Genomic DNA, 17,129 nt, shown 5'->3' with positions numbered 1-17,129 from the left:
TTTCTCTTAGTTTTTTTTAGCTTATTCCAAAATCCGCAAGTTGATTTTAACTTTCTTGGGTTTTTTTGGAATCTTGCTCCTTAGCTTTAAGGATAAATCTCTTATCCTTGTATAGTCCCGTTCCCACAGGTATCATTCTACCTAGCACGACATTTTCTTTCAAATCTTCCAAGAAATCGGTTTTTGCTGCGATACTAGCCTCTGTAAGCACTTTTGTCGTTTCTTGGAAAGAAGCAGCGGAAATGATAGAATCACTGCTGATAGCCGCACGCGTGATACCAAGCAAGACTAGCTCTGCGATAGCAGGCTCTCCGCCTAGTGCGATGATTCGCTCATTTTCCTCTTTGAAATGTCGCTTGCTTACCAAGTCATTTTCGATAAAGCGCGTATCGCCAGAATCTATCACGCGCACTTGCCTTAGCATTTGGGATACAATCACTTCGATATGCTTATCAGCGATATTTACACCCTGCCCTCGATAAACTTGTTGCACTTCATTTACGATAAATCGCAACAGCTCTTTTTCTCCGCCGATACGCAAAATATCGTGGCTTGAGGTAACTCCCTCTGTGAGTGCCTCCCCTGCGTGGACAAATTCATTTGCATAAGCCAAAATCCGCTTATTTTTGTCAATGAGATACTCGCTCACTCTGCCGTCTTGAGCTGTGATGATTACTCGCTCTTTGTTTCTCACAGGCTTGCCTATGGTGATAGTGCCATCAATTTCAGCTAGCACAGCTGCATCTTTTGGTCGTCTAGCTTCAAATAGCTCAGACACGCGAGGCAAACCACCTGTAATGTCGCGAGATTTTACTGTGGCTTTTGGTGTCTTTGCTAGCACATCAGCACGAGCGACTTTGCCACCCTCGACTACCTCCGCTGAAATAGAAGTGTTTGGCTCTAGCACATAGCGTTTGACTTCTTTGTCGTTTGAGATGATGATAGAGGGCTTAAACCCAGCAGGGATATAGTCATTGATTTTTAGCTTTTTCTTGCCATCTGTTTTGTCCTCTTGCTCGGTAACAGTTACGCTTGGGACAATGTCTTCAAAGCTTACTTCCCCGTCAATATCGCTAATCACAAGGGTGTTATAAGAATCCCAAGTGGCGATTAGGTTATCGACTTTTTGGGTAGGCTCTGCGATTAGAGAATCAGGCTCCACAAGACTATTATCACTTAGCACGATTTTGGAATCTCGTGCGATATAGTGCCGTGTGGCTTCTCTGTCATTTTCATCGGCAATAACGGCAAAGATACCTTTTTCTTTGATGACATCGCCTGCCTTTATCTCGTGTCTGCGCTCCAAATGGTCACCCTCTAAGAGATAGTATTTTACGACACCTTTTTCTTTGGATAGTATCCGCTGTGAAATGGGTGCGTTGTCTTTGGCAATGATTTCGCTTGCATAAGGAATACGATTTGGAACATTCCAGCCGTCTTTTACGATGTCTATGATAGAGCCACCTTTGGCGACTTTGTAGCCACTGCTATGTGCGATATAGAGTTTGCCCTCAAGTCGCCCACTGACACCTGCAAGCTCATTTTGCTTGGCTACATCGCGTTTGCGCACCGTGTATCGCGCCTCTTGCTTGCCATTTTTGACGGTTAGGACGATTTCATCGTGCGTTGACTCAATATTCAGTGTGCCATCAAATGGGGCTTTGACTTTTGGCTCTACCACTAGCACAGCAGCGTTTCTGCGATTTACTACGATATTTTTGCCCTCTTTGTTTTTGTAGGTTTTGAGATTGTAATACCGAATAAAGCCCTCTTTTTCTGCGCGGATTTCTTTTTCCTCTTGAGTTCGGCTAGCTGTCCCACCTACGTGGAATGTGCGGAGGGTTAGCTGTGTGCCCGGCTCGCCGATTGATTGCGCAGCGATGACACCCACAGCTTCGCCCGGTCGCACCATTTTGCCCTCGCCTAGATTTAGTCCATAGCACTTAGCGCATACACCTTTAGGAGCTTTGCAGGTAACAGAATTTCGTATCGTTACAGATTTTACATTTGCTTCGATGATTCTGCGAGCTGCTCGCTCATCAATAAGTGTTTCAGCACTAAATAGCACTTCATTTGTGATAGGGTCTATCACATCAGCAGCAAGCACTCGTCCAAATACTCGCTCTTCTAGCGATTCTAGCAATTCAGAGCCATCAATAATATCGCCAATCTCTATACCCTCGTGCGTGCCACAATCTTCCATTGAGATTTTGACATTTTGGCTGACATCAATCAGCTTGCGCGTTAGGTAACCTGCGTTTGCTGTCTTTAGCGCGGTATCGGCTAACCCTTTTCTTGCACCGTGCGTGGAGTTAAAATACTCAAGCACATTTAAGCCCTCTTTGAAGTTTGAAACAATAGGTGTCTCAATAATCGTGCCATCAGGCTTTGCCATAAGCCCGCGCATAGCAGATAGCTGCCGAATCTGCGCTGTGCTACCACGCGCACCAGAATCTGCCATCATATAGATAGAGTTAAATCCGTCTTTGTCTTTGGCAATGATTGTATTCATTTTTTCGCCAAGCTCTTTGCTCGCCTCTGTCCAAATGTCAATCGTCTTGTTGTATCGCTCTGCTTCTGTTAGGATTCCGTGCTCAAACTCATCTTGAAGTTTTCGCACTTTTTGTCTAGCTACGGATATGATAGATTCTTTATTATCAGGGATAATAATATCTGCAGCAGAGATAGAAATACCCGCCTTTGTCGCATAGGTAAATCCTAGATTTTTGAGATTGTCTAGGAAAGTCGCTGTCGTGCCGATGCCTGCTTCTTTATAGACATAGTCGATAAGGACACTAATGTCTTTTTTCTTTAGCACACGATTCCATAGATTTGTGGGGACAAAGTCTGGCAAAATTGAGCGCAAAATCATTCTACCTGTGGTGGTAGTAACGGGCTGTCGCTCAATAACGGTTTGGATTTTGGCATTTATATCTAGCTCGCCTGCATCAATAGCCACCATAATCTGGTCAATATCGCTAAATAGCTTATGCTCGCCTTTAACACCCTTTTTTTCTAGGCTTAGATAATATAGTCCCAAAACCATATCTTGGCTAGGCACAGCCACAGCCTTTCCGCTCGCAGGAAGCAAGATATTCATAGAGCTTAGCATTAGCACTTTGCATTCGGTGATAGCTTCTTGGCTAAGTGGGACATGCACAGCCATTTGGTCACCATCGAAGTCTGCGTTAAACGCAGAGCAAACAAGAGGGTGAAGCTGGATTGCCTTTCCGTCAATAAGCTTGGGGTGGAATGCTTGGATAGATTGCTTATGTAGTGTAGGAGCACGGTTTAGTAGCACGGGGTAGCCCTCTACGATTTCTTGGAGGCATTCCCACACTTCATTTACTTTCTGTTCTATCATTTTCTTTGCTTGCTTTAGCGTGCTGGCATAGCCTTTTTCCTCAAGTCTAGCTAGCAAATGTGGCTTAAACAGCTCTAAAGCCATATTTTTTGGTAGTCCGCATTGGTCCATTCGCAGATTTGGTCCCACGACAATGACACTTCGTCCGCTGAAATCTACGCGCTTACCAAGTAGATTTTGGCGGAATCGCCCTTGTTTGCCCTTGATGATTTCGCTTAGGGATTTTAGTGGGCGTTTGTTTGCTCCTTTTACTGCATTGGCGTTTCTGCCATTATCAAATAGCGCATCAACGGCTTCTTGGAGCATTCGCTTTTCATTGCGAACAATGATTTCAGGTGCATCTAGCTCAAGTAGTCGTTTTAGTCGCTGATTGCGGTTAATCACGCGACGATAGAGGTCATTTACATCGCTTACGGCAAATTTCCCGCCATCTAATGCGACTAATGGACGCAAATCAGGTGGCAACACAGGAAGCACAGTTAACATCATCCATTCTGGACGATTGCCTGAATTCATAAAGCTTTCTACCACTTTTAATCGCTTGATGATGATTTTCTTTTTGGCTTCGGAGTTTGTAGATTTGATTTCATCACGCAAGGATTTTAGCAAAGCTGCCAAATCTAGCTGTTCAAGTAGCTCTTTTACCGCTTCTCCACCCATTTGTGCGACAAATCCTTTATCTGCAAAACGCTGACTAATGTTTTGGAATTGCTCCTCATTTAGCACATCATATTTTAAAACAGGCTTTGTAGATTCATTGTCATAAAACGCTTCGCTTGGCTCTTTTACGATATATGCTTCATAGTAAAGCACGCGCTCCAAGTCTTTCATCTTTACACCCAAAAGCGTGCCGATACGACTAGGCAAAGAGCTTACATACCAAATATGTGCCACAGGCGTTACAAGCTCAATATGCCCCATTCTAGAACGGCGAACTTTTGAGCTGGTTACTTCTACGCCACACTTTTCGCACACCATTCCTTTGTAGCGAGGTTTTTTGTATTTGCCGCATAGACATTCATAATCCCTCACAGGTCCAAAAATCTTGGTGCAAAATAGCCCATCTCGTTCTGGCTTAAGTGTGCGATAGTTTATGGTTTCTGGTTTTTTGACTTCGCCACGACTCCAAGAGCGGATTTTCTCTGGGCTAGCAAGCACAAGCTGGAATGAACTAAAATCTTTTGGTCGATTGTCCTCTTTGATTTCTAGTGGCTTTAGCTCGCCGTTTTCATCGGTATTGCGCTCATCATAGACATTGACATCAAGAGCTAGAGATTGCAATTCTTTTGTAAGAACATAGAATGTCTCTGGGATTTCAGACTCTCCCACAGGCTCACTTCTAGTGATAGAGCGATAGGCATTTTCGCGTCCATTTATGTCATCGGATTTTAGGGTAAGCATTTCTTTTAGCGTATGTGCTGCGCCATAGGCTTCTAGTGCCCACACTTCCATTTCCCCAAATCTTTGTCCGCCAAAGAGAGCTTTACCTCCCACAGGCTGCTGGGTAACAAGGCTATAAGGTCCCGTGCTTCGTGCGTGCACTTTTTCATCGACAAGGTGGTGGAGCTTTAGCATATACATATAGCCCACATTGACTTTTTCGCGGATTTTCTCTCCTGTCTTGCCGTCATATAGCTCGACTTTGCCGTCCATATCAATTTTGGCTAGCTCAAAGAGTGTGTCAAGTTTTTTCATCGTAGAATCCTCAAACACAGGAGTGGCAAACTTCACTCCCCTAGCCCAATCTTTGGCGCATTCTAGCAAGGTGCTATCATCACATTTTTTGATAAAATCAATGATTTTTTTATCTTTTTCATTGCTAGATTCTGCGATTTTTAGCATTTTTGCTCTTAGCTCGTCTTTGAAATTGTTTTTTTGATTTTCCAAAATCTCCTCAAGCTGCTTGCCCAATCGCTTGCCGACAAGTCCCAAATGAGTTTCCAAAATCTGCCCGATATTCATACGACTTGGCACACCTAGTGGATTTAGCACAATATCCACAGGCTCGCCATCGGCAGTATAAGGCATATCTACCATTGGCACTATCGTGCTTACAATGCCTTTGTTTCCGTGTCGTCCTGCCATTTTGTCGCCTACTTTTAGCTTGCGCTTAGTAGCTATGTAAATTTTGACTTGTTTTACGACACCGCTTGGCAAAATGTCATCTTTTTCTAGGATAGATAGCTTTTCTTCGTGCTCCTCGCCGAGTGTCTTTTTTTGCTCTAAGAAACTTGATTTGATTTTGTCATACTTGGTTTGCACAGCTTTTGGATAGCTTTTGATAAGCGTAGCTAGGGCAAAACGATTGATATTTGCTATCTCGTTTTTGGGGATTTTTTGCCCTTTTTTGTATTTTTTGCCATTGACTTCAGTATCTGCGCTTAGCTCCTCTTTGCTTAGCATAAGCCCCACGCGCAAAAGCTCCTCTTTATTTAGCATAGTAAGTCTATCGTGGTGCTCAATATCAAGTACGGATTTTTCTTGCTCATAAGCACTCTTAGCTCGCGCATCACGCTCATAGCCCTTTTTGGTGAATATTTTGACATCGACAATCGTGCCTTCTAAAGATGGTGGACAATAAAGCGATTTATTTACCACGTGTCCAGCCTTTTCGCCAAATATTGCACGAAGTAGTCTCTCCTCAGGACTTGGCTTGACTTCGCCTTTTGGAGATACTTTGCCAACTAGAATCATACCTGCGGTTACATAAGTGCCAATTCGCACGATTCCGCTTTCATCAAGGTGGGCTACTTCTTCTTCGCGCACGCCCGGAATGTCTGCTGTAATCTCCTCTGTGCCGTGCTTTAGTTCTCTTGCTTCGATTTCTTTTTCATAGATATGGTTAGAAGTGAAAGCATCCTCTTTGATAAGTCGCTCGCTTACTACGATAGCATCCTCGAAGTTGTATCCATTCCAAGGCATAAATGCTACGCGGATATTTTTGCCTAAGGCTAGCTCGCCTCTATCCATACTCGCACCATCGGCGATGATTTGCCCTGCTTCTACTCTATCGCCTTTTTTGACTATCGGGCGTTGGACAAAGCAAGTATTTTGATTGGTGCGTAAGTTTTTTTGCAATGAATAATCATCAATATATACGCTATCGCCCTCCTCGCCCAAAATGTAAATATTGCGAGAATCCACTCGCTCAACAACACCACCTCGCTTTGCTTTCACAGCTTCCCAAGAATCTCGTGCGATGACTTGCTCAATACCTGTGCCGACAATGGGGGCATCGGGCTTAAGCAGTGGGACAGCTTGTCGCTGCATATTTGAGCCCATAAGTGCGCGGTTTGCGTCATCGTGCTCTAGGAATGGAATCAATGAAGCTGCCACGCCCACAAGCATTCGTGGGCTTAAGTCGATTAGCTCTACCTCTTCGGATTTGCGCAAAGTGATTTCGCCACCACAACGAGTCTCAATAAGAGAATCTACTATATTGTTGTCTGCGTCAAGTTTGGTGCTTGCAGGGGCGATGACTTTGCCGTCTTCTTGTGTCGCTGTGAGATAGACTACTTCATCAGTAACTTTGCCGTTTATGACTTTGCGATACGGTGCTTCGATAAAGCCCAAATCATTCACGCGAGTGAAAGTTGAGAGAGTGTTGATAAGCCCGATATTTTGCCCTTCTGGGGTTTCAATAGGGCAGATTCTACCATAGTGCGTAGGATGCACATCGCGCGCTTCAAAGCCCACGCGCTCTTTTACTAGCCCTCCCTCGCCAAGTGCTGATAGGCGGCGTTTGTGCGTGATTTCGCTAAGTGGGTTTGTTTGGTCCATAAATTGAGATAACTGCCCACCTGTGAAAAACTCCATAATCGTGCTTGTAATGGTTTTTGCATTTATCAAGTCTTGAGGCATTATGCTATCAAAATTCCCACTCATCGTGGTTAGCTTATCTTTTATTGCTTTTTGCATTTTGACAAGCCCAGAGTGCATCTCATTTGCTAGCAGCTCACCTATGGCGCGGATTCTGCGATTGCCTAGATTATCCCTATCATCAATCCTAAACTTGCCTTGTCTGCCATCTTCTTGGCAATTTTTGACACCCATAAGATAGCGAGCAGATTCTATGATGTCCTCGTGTGTAAGAACTGTTACATAGTTTGGCACATTTAGTCCTAGCTTATGATTCATTTTCATTCGCCCTACGCGTGTCAAATCATACGCCTCCGCATCAAAAAACAATCGCTTCACAAACTGCTTTGCTACTTCTTTGGTAACAGGCTCACCCGGTCGCATAACCTTGTAGATTCTAATAGCGGCTAGCTCATTCTCATCGCTGATTTTCTCACTTTGCTTAAGTAGCTTTAGAGAATCTGTCTCTGCGATAAATGCGTTTATAATCGAGCTATCTACGCCATTTGCAAGGTCATTTACGATGACAAAATCTTTTAGTTTTAGCTCGGTTATTTTTTTGAGCTTTGCTTCATCGATTTGAGTCAGCGTATCAAGGATAACTTCGCCTGTTTTTTTGTCTATGATAGGCTCAAAAAGATAGCGATTTAGCAAAGTTTTAGTGGGGTATTGTATATAATCAAGCCCTTTTTCTTGTAACTCTTTTGCCTTTTTGGCACTTAGTCGCTTGCCTGAGGGCACTATGACTTCGCCATTTATGTCTTTTATGTCAAATTCTACCCTACCCTCAAAATCCGCAGGATTAAACTTAATAAGAAATGTATCTTTTTGGATTTTGATATTTAGGCTTGGGTAAAAGATTTTCAAAATATCCATTTTGCTATACCCAAGTGCGCGCAAAAAGATAGTCGCAGGGACTTTGCGCCGCTTGTTTATGCGGACAAACATTGTGTCTTTGGCATCATATTCAAAATAAAGCCAAGAGCCTCTATCAGGGATAATCTGCCCCATATATATAGGCTTATTTACGGTTGAAGTAGAATCATCTTGCTTAAAAATCACACCGGGGCTTCTGTGTAGCTGATTTACTACTACGCGCTCTACGCCGTTTATGATAAAGCTAGTGCGGTCTGTCATCAGCGGAATCTCACGCACAAAAATGCTTTGCTCTTTTCTGTCCTTTGGCGCGAGTTTATCGCCTTTTTCGTCTTTTTCCCATTGGATAAGTTCGACTTTGAGTTTTAGTGGGATGGCATAAGTAATCCCTCGCTCCATAGCCTCTCTAATGGTATATTTAGGCTTGCCATACTCGCAACTTTTGTATTCAAGTGTAATGCGATTTTGGACATCTTGGATAGGGAAAATGGATTTAAACACTTTCTCTATGCCACTTTCTTTGCCATCGCGAGGATACAAAAACGAATCATAGCTATCGCGCTGCAAAAGCAAAAGATTTGGCACTTCTAAGCCTTGCTGTTTAGCAAAATCAATGCGAAGTCTATTTTTGGCTTGTGTTTTTGACATTTGATAATCCTTAAAGAAGTATTGAGCTACACCCTAAGAGATTGTAGCACTTGATATGCAAAATATATTTTTGTCGTAGAATTTATACATTTTGCGTATCATAAAAATGAGATTTTAGAATTTATGTTTAGAGATGTTCTTGGGTTTTAAATCCCTTTATAGAATCTGCCTGATAACTTTAAAGTGATTTAATCTCTTTGGTGCTATCCCGCTACGTTGCTTGTGTAATATTGCCACTAAGATTTTGCAATCTCTGCTTAAAATCCCATAAACTACATTTGTAGCACCAAAACAACCCGCTTACGCCAACTATCCTACTAATTCTACAATCTCTTAGGGTGTAATGACAAAGCCTAGAATGTGCTAGATTCTAGGCATACAAACTTTTAAGCAACCTACTTTTGTAAGTTTGGCAAAAGCTATTTGACTTCTACTTTTGCACCCGCTTCTTCAAGCTTTTTCTTAAAGGCTTCAGCGTCATCTTTATTGACACCTTCTTTTATGGTGTGAGGAGTTTGCTCGGTAGCGTCTTTTGCTTCTTTTAGTCCAAGTCCTGTGATTTCACGCACAGCTTTGATAACGGCGATTTTGTTTGCACCCGCTTCGACTAAGACAACGCTAAATTCTGTCTTTTCCTCTGCGCCACCTGCTGCTGCGCCACCTGCTGCTACTGCGCCTGTGACAACGGTAGGTGCAGCACTAACGCCAAATTTTTCCTCAAACGCCTTTACAAGCTCGGAAAGCTCTAGGACTGATAGTCCGCCAATGTAGTCTAGGACTTCTTCTTTTGTGATAGCCATTTTTTCTCCTTTTTATGTGGTTAGTTTTGTTCTTTTTGCTTTCGTAGATTGTCTAATCCTGTGGCAAAATATCGTGCAGGAGCAGTCCAAACAGACAAAAGCATACCGATGAGTTCTTCTCTGCTTGGGAGTTTTGATACAGCGATAATATGTGCTTTATCCACTTTTTCGCCTTCAAAACAACCTAGCTTGATAGAAAAACTCGCTTCATTTGCGCTTGCAAACTTGACAACTATCTTTGATAGCGCAATTTGGTCTGCTCCCCAAATAAAGATATTGGTATCTTTTATATCCAAATCTGGGTAGCTAGAATTTTTTAGCGCAATGCTTGCAAGTGTGTTTTTTATCACTTGGACTTTTGCACCAGCTGCACGAGCCAAACCTCGCAACTCTTCTAGCGATTTGACACTTGTGCCTTTGTAATCGCAAAGAAGCAAAGCATTAGCCGCTTTGAATTCTTGTGTAAGATTGTCAATGAGTTCTTGCTTTTGGGTTTTTGTCATCTTTCCTCCTTTCAGACGAGACTTATACAAGGCAACTAGAATCTAGCAATTAAGCTGTTAAGCCCTCGTAGTCATCAGTCTAAGATAAATGGATTCTCCTAAAGATTTGTTTTGTGTTGGGATTTTAGATTGTTTTGTCGTCCTTTTTTATGTTTTTTTTGTTGCTTTGATACACTCTAGTTGTGCCCTTATTACTTGTATTTTCTTACTTGCGAAATGATTGTAAAGGGGGCTTTGCAGGATATTAAGATTACTGATTTATTCCTTATCTAGCGTAGTTATCCCAAAAATTAGCAGAATCAATAAACTTTATAAGTAATTTTTTGAGATTCTCAACTCTTTTACACTTAGCAATCATTGCCCTAGCTACAAATCAACCTACTCAACATACGCAATACTTACGCAACATCACGCGACTAATCTCTATGTGATTACTTCACATCCATCAAAATCTGTGCATCTAGCTTCACTGCAGGAGACATTGTCAAAGATAGAGCACCACCGCGGATAAACTTACCTTTCGCACTAGAGGGCTTTAAACGATTGATTGTTTTTACTAGCTCTAGCATATTGTCGCGGATTTTATCCTGCGGAAAGCTTGCTTTCCCTATTGGTGCGTGTATATTTCCTTTCTTGTCTACGCGGAAATTTACCTGTCCACTTTTAGCATTTGATACTGCCTTGCTTATATCAGCGGTAACTGTGCCTGTTTTTGGGTTTGGCATAAGTCCTTTTGGTCCTAGTATTCTACCCACCTTGCCAACAAGTGCCATCATATCTGGCGTAGCTATAACCATATCAAAATTTGTATTGCCGTTTTTAATCTCTTCTGCCAAATCATCTGCACCGACAATATCTGCACCTGCTGACTTTGCTTCATCAGCCTTTGCCCCCTTGGCAAACACAGCCACACGCACTTTTTTGCCTGTGCCGTGTGGCAAAACAACTGCTCCGCGAATCATCTGGTCGGCGTGGCGAGGGTCTACACCTAGCCGCAAGGCGATTTCGACCGTCTCATCAAACTTCGCCGAAGCAAGTGATTTGACCGTGCTAATTCCAGAATCTATGTCATAGAATTTGCTTTCATCTATCTTTTGCAATAGACTTTGGATTCTTTTTGCTACTTTCATAGTCTCATATCTCCTTAAAATTTTGGATTCTTAATCTGTGATTTCAATACCCATAGAGCGAGCACTTCCAGCCACTATCTTTTTGGCTGCCTCTATGTCATTGGCATTTAAATCCTCCATTTTTGTATTGGCTATTTCTTCAAGCTGTTTGGAGGTTAGTTTGCCTATCTTATTTTTTAGTGGATTGTCAGAGCCTTTTGTGATATTGGCGGTCTTTTTGATTAAATCCGTTACAGGAGGTTTTTTGGTAATAAATGAGAAACTTTTATCTTGATACACAGTGATGATGACAGGAATATTGAAGTTTCCCATATCTTTGGTTTTCTCATTAAACGCCTTGCAAAACTCCATAATGTTGATGCCTCTTTGCCCCAAAGCTGGACCTACGGGTGGAGAAGGATTTGCTTTGCCTGCAGGGATTTGTAATTTTAATTCGCCTACTACTTTTTTTGCCATTTTTTTACCTCTCTAATAAGATTATTTGCTGATTTAGATGATTTTCTCTACTTGTGAATATAGTATTTCTATCGGTGTATTTCTACCAAAGATAGAAACATTTAGTTTTAGCTTTTTATGCTCTATGTCATAGCCCTCAACAGTCCCAGTGAAGTTTGCAAATGGACCTTCATTTATACGGACAACCTCGCCTTGTTCAAACGAAATCTTAGGTTTAGGAGCAGCACGGTTTTGCACTTTTTCAAGAATATGAGCTATGTCGCCCTCTCCGAGTGGAGTTGGCTTTTTGCTTTCGCCTATGAAACCACTCACCTTTGGCAATGATTGAATCGTATGCCAAAGCGAAGTGTCTAAATCAACATTTATAAACACATAGCCCGGATATAAACTCCTAGCACTTACCTTTTTGACACCATTTTTTATCTCATATACATCCTCAGTGGGAACTATGATTTCTTTTAGCCTATCTTGTATTTGATACTGCTCGACTAGATTTTCAATAGCTCTTTTTACGGATTGTTCGCTTCCAGAATAGGTCTGTATAGCATACCAGCTCAACGACATACAAGTCTCCTAAGTTTCTATAAAATACTAGACACAGAAGCAGACAAAATCAAATCAACTAATCCCAAAAACAATGCAATAACAAAAACAACCACCACGACAGAAATAAGAGCGTTGCGAATTTGCTCTTTGGTAGGAAAAATTACCTTAAAGAGTTCCTCTTTTGCCGTTCTGTAATAAGAGATTATTTTTTTCATTGTTTTTAAAGCCTTAGTCTTTTTTATTTTGTTGGGTTTGATTAGCTCAATACAAATGGCAGGTCAGGAGGGACTCGAACCCCCAACAGTCGGTTTTGGAGACCGATGCTCTACCATTGGAGCTACTGACCTTTAAAAGCTAGGGAATCTACTTAGAAAACTAAGTAGATTCTGCAAGATTCTAGCTTTTTAGCTTAACTTCCTTATGAACAGTATGCTTGTTAAGCCGAGGGCAGAATTTCTTAAGCTCCAGTTTCTCTGTCTTTGTCTTGGCATTTTTCGTTGTGCTGTAATTTATATCACCACACTCCGAACATTTTAAGCCAATCTTTACCACATTGCCTTTTGCCATCTTGTAGCCTTACTTGATGATTTTGCTAACAACACCAGCACCAACAGTCCTGCCACCCTCGCGGATAGCAAACTTCGTGCCCACTTCAAGCGCGATTGGGCTGATAAGCTCAACCGTGATTTTGACATTGTCGCCGGGCATTACCATTTCTACACCATCGGGTAATTTGATAGAACCTGTTACATCGGTAGTGCGCACATAAAATTGTGGGCGATAGTTATTTACAAATGGAGTATGTCGCCCGCCTTCATCTTTGGATAGGACATAGATTTCACCCTCAAATACGCTATGAGGAGTGATAGAGCCGGGCTTACAAAGAACCATACCACGCTCTACCTCTTCTTTTTTTGTTCCACGCAAAAGGATACCGACATTATCGCCAGCTTCGCCTTTATCAAGCTCTTTTCTAAACATTTCTACACCTGTAACGGTAGTTTTTTGTGTGTCGCGGATTCCAACGATTTCAACTTCATCGCCCACTTTTACTACACCACGCTCAATCCTACCTGTAACAACAGTTCCGCGTCCTGCGATTGAAAACACATCTTCGACAGGCATTAGGAATGTCTTTTCTGTGTCGCGCTCGGGTGTTGGAATATAAGCATCTACTTCAGCCATAAGCTTTAGGACTTTTTCACCCCACTCACCCACACTGCCTGATTTTGCCTCCTCAAGTGCTTTGAGTGCAGAGCCAGCTACGATAGGTGTGGTGTCACCGGGGAATTCATATTGGCTTAGCAATTCACGCACTTCCATTTCCACCAAATCAAGCAACTCTTGGTCATCTACCATATCTTGCTTGTTTAGAAAGACTACGATGTAAGGCACGCCCACTTGGCGAGAAAGCAAAATGTGCTCTCTGGTTTGAGGCATAGGACCATCGGCCGCTGAAACAACTAGAATCGCTCCGTCCATTTGTGCTGCACCTGTAATCATATTTTTTACATAGTCAGCGTGTCCGGGACAATCCACATGCGCATAGTGGCGATTTTCTGTCTCATACTCAATGTGAGAAGTAGCGATAGTAATACCTCTTTCACGCTCTTCAGGCGCATTATCAATCTTGTCATAGTCTTTCATTTCTGCAAGACCTTTTGTTGATAAAACAGCTGAAATAGCAGCACTTAGTGTTGTTTTGCCGTGGTCTACATGCCCAATAGTCCCAATATTCACATGGGGCTTGTTTTTGACAAATTTTTCCTTTGCCATAAGAATCTCCTTAAAAAAATTTCAAAGTCTTGGATTTTATCTTAAAGTTCTTTATGCGAAGCTAAAAAACTTTAAAAAACATCACAAAAACTAAGATGACGAGAAAAACTGGAGCCCATAAGCGGGATTGAACCGCCGACCTCTTCCTTACCAAGGAAGTGCTCTGCCACTGAGCTATATGGGCTTTTACAAATGGTTGTTTTAGAGAGTGAGTAAATGAAAGCATTTATTCAGCTCCCAGTGGTGGAGCGGGAAACGGGGCTCGAACCCGCGACCCTCAGCTTGGAAGGCTGATGCTCTAGCCAACTGAGCTATTCCCGCAAATACCATTTTGGCTACCACACCTAGAATCAAACAAGAATCTAAGATGGTGGTGAGTCGTGGATTCGAACCACGGAAGACATAGTCAGCAGATTTACAGTCTGCCCTCGTTGGCCACTTGAGTAACTCACCAAAATAGCAAAAACTGGTCAAACGCCAAATGAGATAGATTCTCTTTTGTTTGTGGTTGTAGAAATGGAGCTGGTTAAGGGACTTGAACCCCCGACCCTCTGCTTACAAGGCAGATGCTCTACCAACTGAGCTAAACCAGCATAGGCTAAAAACAAAAAAACGCTTAACGCAAAAAATCATAAAATGCAAGGCTTTATGAGGTATTTTTGAGTTCAAATTTTGTATCCACATTTTCAATGTGGTGTTTTTTATGATTCTCAATCAAGTTTAGACAAAACTCAAACAAAATTTAAAAAAGAAAACTGCGATTATATACAAATTGTGGCTTTTTTGTCAAGGGTGGAACGCTTATTTTAAGCATTTTTTATGTGAATTGTTACTTTTGGGGATATTTTTGCAAATATTACTCAATAAACACGACACAAAAAACGCCGTATAAATCAAAAAAAAAAAAAATCTCTCGCAAGCAAAAAATTCATAAAATCCACTGCCAAAATCCCAAGAAATTCCACAGATTTCTTCTGCGACACTTGCCCAAGCCCAAAAATCAAAAGCGGGCTTTTTACCGCTGTTTTAAGCGTAATTTAATATTTTTTTAATTATAGTTCAGTTTGCAAAAAATTTAGGTAACTTTTATTTTTACCTTTTTAGCTATTTTTGCGCAATTATATTAACATTATCGTGGTGCATTTATGGCGCATTTGCAAAGCATATCAGTCCAAGCATAGCCAGTCTATGTAAAAATACAAAAACTTTACCAAAATGTCAAAAAGATTGTCTAAAATACTTGATTAAAACTACAAAAAACACTAAAAAGGTGGAATCCATAAATGTCAAAACCCCAATCCCCCCAAACCATCACAGAAAAAATATTTTCTCATCATTGTGGCAAAAAAGTCTATGCCGATGAAATCATAGAAACAAACATTGATATGGTTATCGGCAATGATATTACCACCCCACTATCCATAAAAGCCTTTGAAAATTCAGGTGCAAGCAAGCTAGCAAATCCAGATAGTTTCTGCATCGTGATGGACCACTACATACCTGCAAAAGACATTCTCTCCGCAAATCAAGCTAGAATATCACGCGATTTTGCCAAAAAACACTCCTTAAAGCACTACTTTGATGAGCGAGATATGGGCATAGAGCACGCACTTTTACCAGAAAAAGGCTTGGTAGTCAGCGGAGATGTCATCATCGGGGCAGATTCTCACACCTGCACTCACGGCGCATTGGGTGCGTTTAGCACGGGGCTTGGTAGCACTGATTTGGCTTATGCGATGATAACGGGCAAAAATTGGTTTAGAGTGCCTCGCTCTATCAAGGTAAATTTTCGTAGCGAAAATATCAAAAACGGCAAAAGCACAAGTATGGCAAGGGGAATCTATGGAAAGGATTTAATCTTAGAAGTGATTCGCAGGCTTGGCGTTGATGGCGCACTGTATCAAGCACTAGAGTTTGGTGGAGAAGCCATAAGCACGCTTAGTATGGATGATAGATTTTCCCTATGCAATATGGCAATAGAAGCGGGGGCAAAAAATGGCATAATCCCACCTGATGAGATAACAAAAGAATTTTTGGATTCTAGGAAAAAAGCAAATGGAGGTTTGAGGGCAGAGCCTATCTTTCACACAAGCGATGAGGGAGCGAAGTATGAGCGCGTGCTAGAAATCGACACAGACACACTAGAGCCACTTGTAGCATATCCGTTTTTGCCAAGCAATGGCAAAAGCATAAGCCAAGCGACAAAAGATGATATAAAAATCGACCAAGCCTTTATCGGTAGCTGCACGAATGGACGCCTAAGCGATTTGCAAATTGCGGCCTCTATCCTAAAAGGCAAAAAAATCCACTCTGATGTGCGGCTAATCATCACACCGGGCACACAAGCTATCTACAAAGCCGCTCACAAGCTAGGCTACATAGATACCCTCCTAGAATCAGGTGCACTTATCTCAAATCCCACTTGTGGAGCTTGTCTTGGCGGATATATGGGGATTTTGGGAGATAATGAAAAGTGCATAAGCACGACAAACCGAAATTTCATAGGCAGAATGGGCTCTCGCAACTCACAAGTGTTTTTGGCAAATTCTGCAGTAGTGGCTTACTCCGCGATAGCAGGCAAAATAGCCGACCCAAGAGAAGTACTATGAATGCGTTGTAAATATACTTGTGGATAAAAGCTGTGAGATTTTCATAAAAATCGCAAAATTTAGCGAAAGGATTTTTGTGATGCAAAATTAAGATTTTGCAAAATCCTAATGAATCTTTAAGATAAAAAACAAGTGGCATAAGGAGAGAGAGTAGCGTTAAAGAATGTAAAAATAAAGTGGAGCAAGGAAAAAGTAGCATTAAAATGGTGTAGGGAAAATTATCAAGGAAAACTTGTGGTATTGATTTGCAAAGCAAGGCAAAGCAAGGCAAGCAAAATAAAACAACAAGGCAAAATAGCAAGATAGAATCAGTGTAAAACAAGCAGGACAAATTAGGAGTAGCAGGAGTAGTAAATGGAAAAAGTGGCAAAAAGTAGTCAAGGCAAAATGGGGCAACACCAAGCTATACGCGAAATACGCTTGATACATTGGCAAAATCACCAGCGAAATCAAACCACACAAAATCACAAAAATAGGCAAAATCTACAAAATCCAAAATCTTTTGACATACTTCAAGTTTTTGGCATTTTAGGTATTTTTGACACAAAAAGGGAGGATATTTG

At 41.7% G+C, this 17,129-nt stretch carries 11 protein-coding genes and 5 tRNA genes; 2 read left to right on the top strand and 14 right to left on the bottom strand.

Annotated features, from left to right (window positions below):
• Positions 1 to 46: 46 nt before the first annotated feature.
• From CQA40_RS08440 to CQA40_RS08375, 14 genes are all read right to left on the bottom strand, one after another.
• The gene (locus CQA40_RS08440) at positions 47 to 8,746 is read right to left on the bottom strand and encodes a DNA-directed RNA polymerase subunit beta/beta' (protein ID WP_115520421.1); all 8,700 of its coding nucleotides are present in this window, start codon (positions 8,744 to 8,746) and stop codon (positions 47 to 49) included.
• 419 nt (positions 8,747 to 9,165) lie between these two features.
• Entirely contained in the window at positions 9,166 to 9,546 is a 381-nt protein-coding gene (rplL, locus tag CQA40_RS08435; protein WP_115520420.1) for a 50S ribosomal protein L7/L12, read from the bottom strand.
• A 20-nt stretch (positions 9,547 to 9,566) separates the two neighbouring features.
• Positions 9,567 to 10,049, bottom strand: coding sequence for a 50S ribosomal protein L10 (gene rplJ, locus CQA40_RS08430; RefSeq protein WP_023928647.1), 483 nt, complete (start codon positions 10,047 to 10,049; stop codon positions 9,567 to 9,569).
• 431 nt (positions 10,050 to 10,480) lie between these two features.
• Positions 10,481 to 11,179: a 50S ribosomal protein L1 gene (gene rplA, locus CQA40_RS08425; RefSeq protein WP_115520419.1), complete on the bottom strand. Its 699-nt coding sequence runs from the start codon at positions 11,177 to 11,179 to the stop codon at positions 10,481 to 10,483.
• A 30-nt stretch (positions 11,180 to 11,209) separates the two neighbouring features.
• A complete protein-coding gene (gene rplK, locus CQA40_RS08420) occupies positions 11,210 to 11,635 on the bottom strand; it encodes a 50S ribosomal protein L11 (RefSeq protein ID WP_023928644.1) in 426 nt (141 codons plus the stop codon).
• 33 nt (positions 11,636 to 11,668) lie between these two features.
• Positions 11,669 to 12,193, bottom strand: coding sequence for a transcription termination/antitermination protein NusG (gene nusG, locus CQA40_RS08415; protein ID WP_181882898.1), 525 nt, complete (start codon positions 12,191 to 12,193; stop codon positions 11,669 to 11,671).
• 23 nt (positions 12,194 to 12,216) lie between these two features.
• Positions 12,217 to 12,396, bottom strand: a complete 180-nt coding sequence (secE, locus tag CQA40_RS08410; protein ID WP_115520418.1) for a preprotein translocase subunit SecE — start codon at positions 12,394 to 12,396, stop codon at positions 12,217 to 12,219.
• A gap of 56 nt (positions 12,397 to 12,452) precedes the next feature.
• Positions 12,453 to 12,528 (bottom strand) — tRNA-Trp (locus CQA40_RS08405).
• Positions 12,529 to 12,577: 49 nt separating this feature from the next.
• Entirely contained in the window at positions 12,578 to 12,748 is a 171-nt protein-coding gene (gene rpmG, locus CQA40_RS08400; protein WP_115520417.1) for a 50S ribosomal protein L33, read from the bottom strand.
• A gap of 9 nt (positions 12,749 to 12,757) precedes the next feature.
• A complete protein-coding gene (tuf, locus tag CQA40_RS08395) occupies positions 12,758 to 13,957 on the bottom strand; it encodes an elongation factor Tu (RefSeq protein WP_023928641.1) in 1,200 nt (399 codons plus the stop codon).
• A gap of 109 nt (positions 13,958 to 14,066) precedes the next feature.
• Positions 14,067 to 14,141: transfer RNA gene (locus CQA40_RS08390), tRNA-Thr, on the bottom strand.
• A gap of 60 nt (positions 14,142 to 14,201) precedes the next feature.
• Positions 14,202 to 14,278, bottom strand: a tRNA-Gly gene (locus CQA40_RS08385).
• Positions 14,279 to 14,325: 47 nt separating this feature from the next.
• Positions 14,326 to 14,410: transfer RNA gene (locus CQA40_RS08380), tRNA-Tyr, on the bottom strand.
• A 64-nt stretch (positions 14,411 to 14,474) separates the two neighbouring features.
• Positions 14,475 to 14,550, bottom strand: a tRNA-Thr gene (locus CQA40_RS08375).
• 690 nt (positions 14,551 to 15,240) lie between these two features.
• On the opposite strand from CQA40_RS08375, the gene CQA40_RS08370 reads away from it, so the two are divergent.
• Both CQA40_RS08370 and CQA40_RS08365 read left to right on the top strand, forming a co-directional pair.
• Complete coding sequence (locus CQA40_RS08370; protein ID WP_115520416.1) at positions 15,241 to 16,566, top strand: 3-isopropylmalate dehydratase large subunit; 1,326 nt, start codon at positions 15,241 to 15,243, stop codon at positions 16,564 to 16,566.
• A gap of 354 nt (positions 16,567 to 16,920) precedes the next feature.
• The coding region (locus tag CQA40_RS08365) for a hypothetical protein (RefSeq protein WP_147290187.1) at positions 16,921 to 17,129 on the top strand (209 nt) is incomplete at its 3' end.

The sequence above is a fragment of the Helicobacter sp. MIT 01-3238 genome (assembly GCF_003364135.1).
In the GTDB taxonomy this organism is placed as follows: Bacteria; Campylobacterota; Campylobacteria; order Campylobacterales; family Helicobacteraceae; genus Helicobacter_B.
Note: the sequence above shows the minus strand (reverse complement) of the source record. Positions and strands in the feature narration are given on the sequence as shown.

Excerpts from the sequence above, each read along its gene's own strand:
- CQA40_RS08440 (WP_115520421.1), bottom strand. The coding sequence starts at position 8,746 with ATGTCAAAAACACAAGCCAAAAATAGACTTCGCATTGATTTTGCTAAA.
- rplL (WP_115520420.1), bottom strand. The coding sequence starts at position 9,546 with ATGGCTATCACAAAAGAAGAAGTCCTAGACTACATTGGCGGACTATCA.
- rplJ (WP_023928647.1), bottom strand. The coding sequence starts at position 10,049 with ATGACAAAAACCCAAAAGCAAGAACTCATTGACAATCTTACACAAGAA.
- rplA (WP_115520419.1), bottom strand. The coding sequence starts at position 11,179 with ATGAAAGTAGCAAAAAGAATCCAAAGTCTATTGCAAAAGATAGATGAA.
- rplK (WP_023928644.1), bottom strand. The coding sequence starts at position 11,635 with ATGGCAAAAAAAGTAGTAGGCGAATTAAAATTACAAATCCCTGCAGGC.
- secE (WP_115520418.1), bottom strand. The coding sequence starts at position 12,396 with ATGAAAAAAATAATCTCTTATTACAGAACGGCAAAAGAGGAACTCTTT.
- rpmG (WP_115520417.1), bottom strand. The coding sequence starts at position 12,748 with ATGGCAAAAGGCAATGTGGTAAAGATTGGCTTAAAATGTTCGGAGTGT.
- tuf (WP_023928641.1), bottom strand. The coding sequence starts at position 13,957 with ATGGCAAAGGAAAAATTTGTCAAAAACAAGCCCCATGTGAATATTGGG.
- CQA40_RS08370 (WP_115520416.1), top strand. The coding sequence starts at position 15,241 with ATGTCAAAACCCCAATCCCCCCAAACCATCACAGAAAAAATATTTTCT.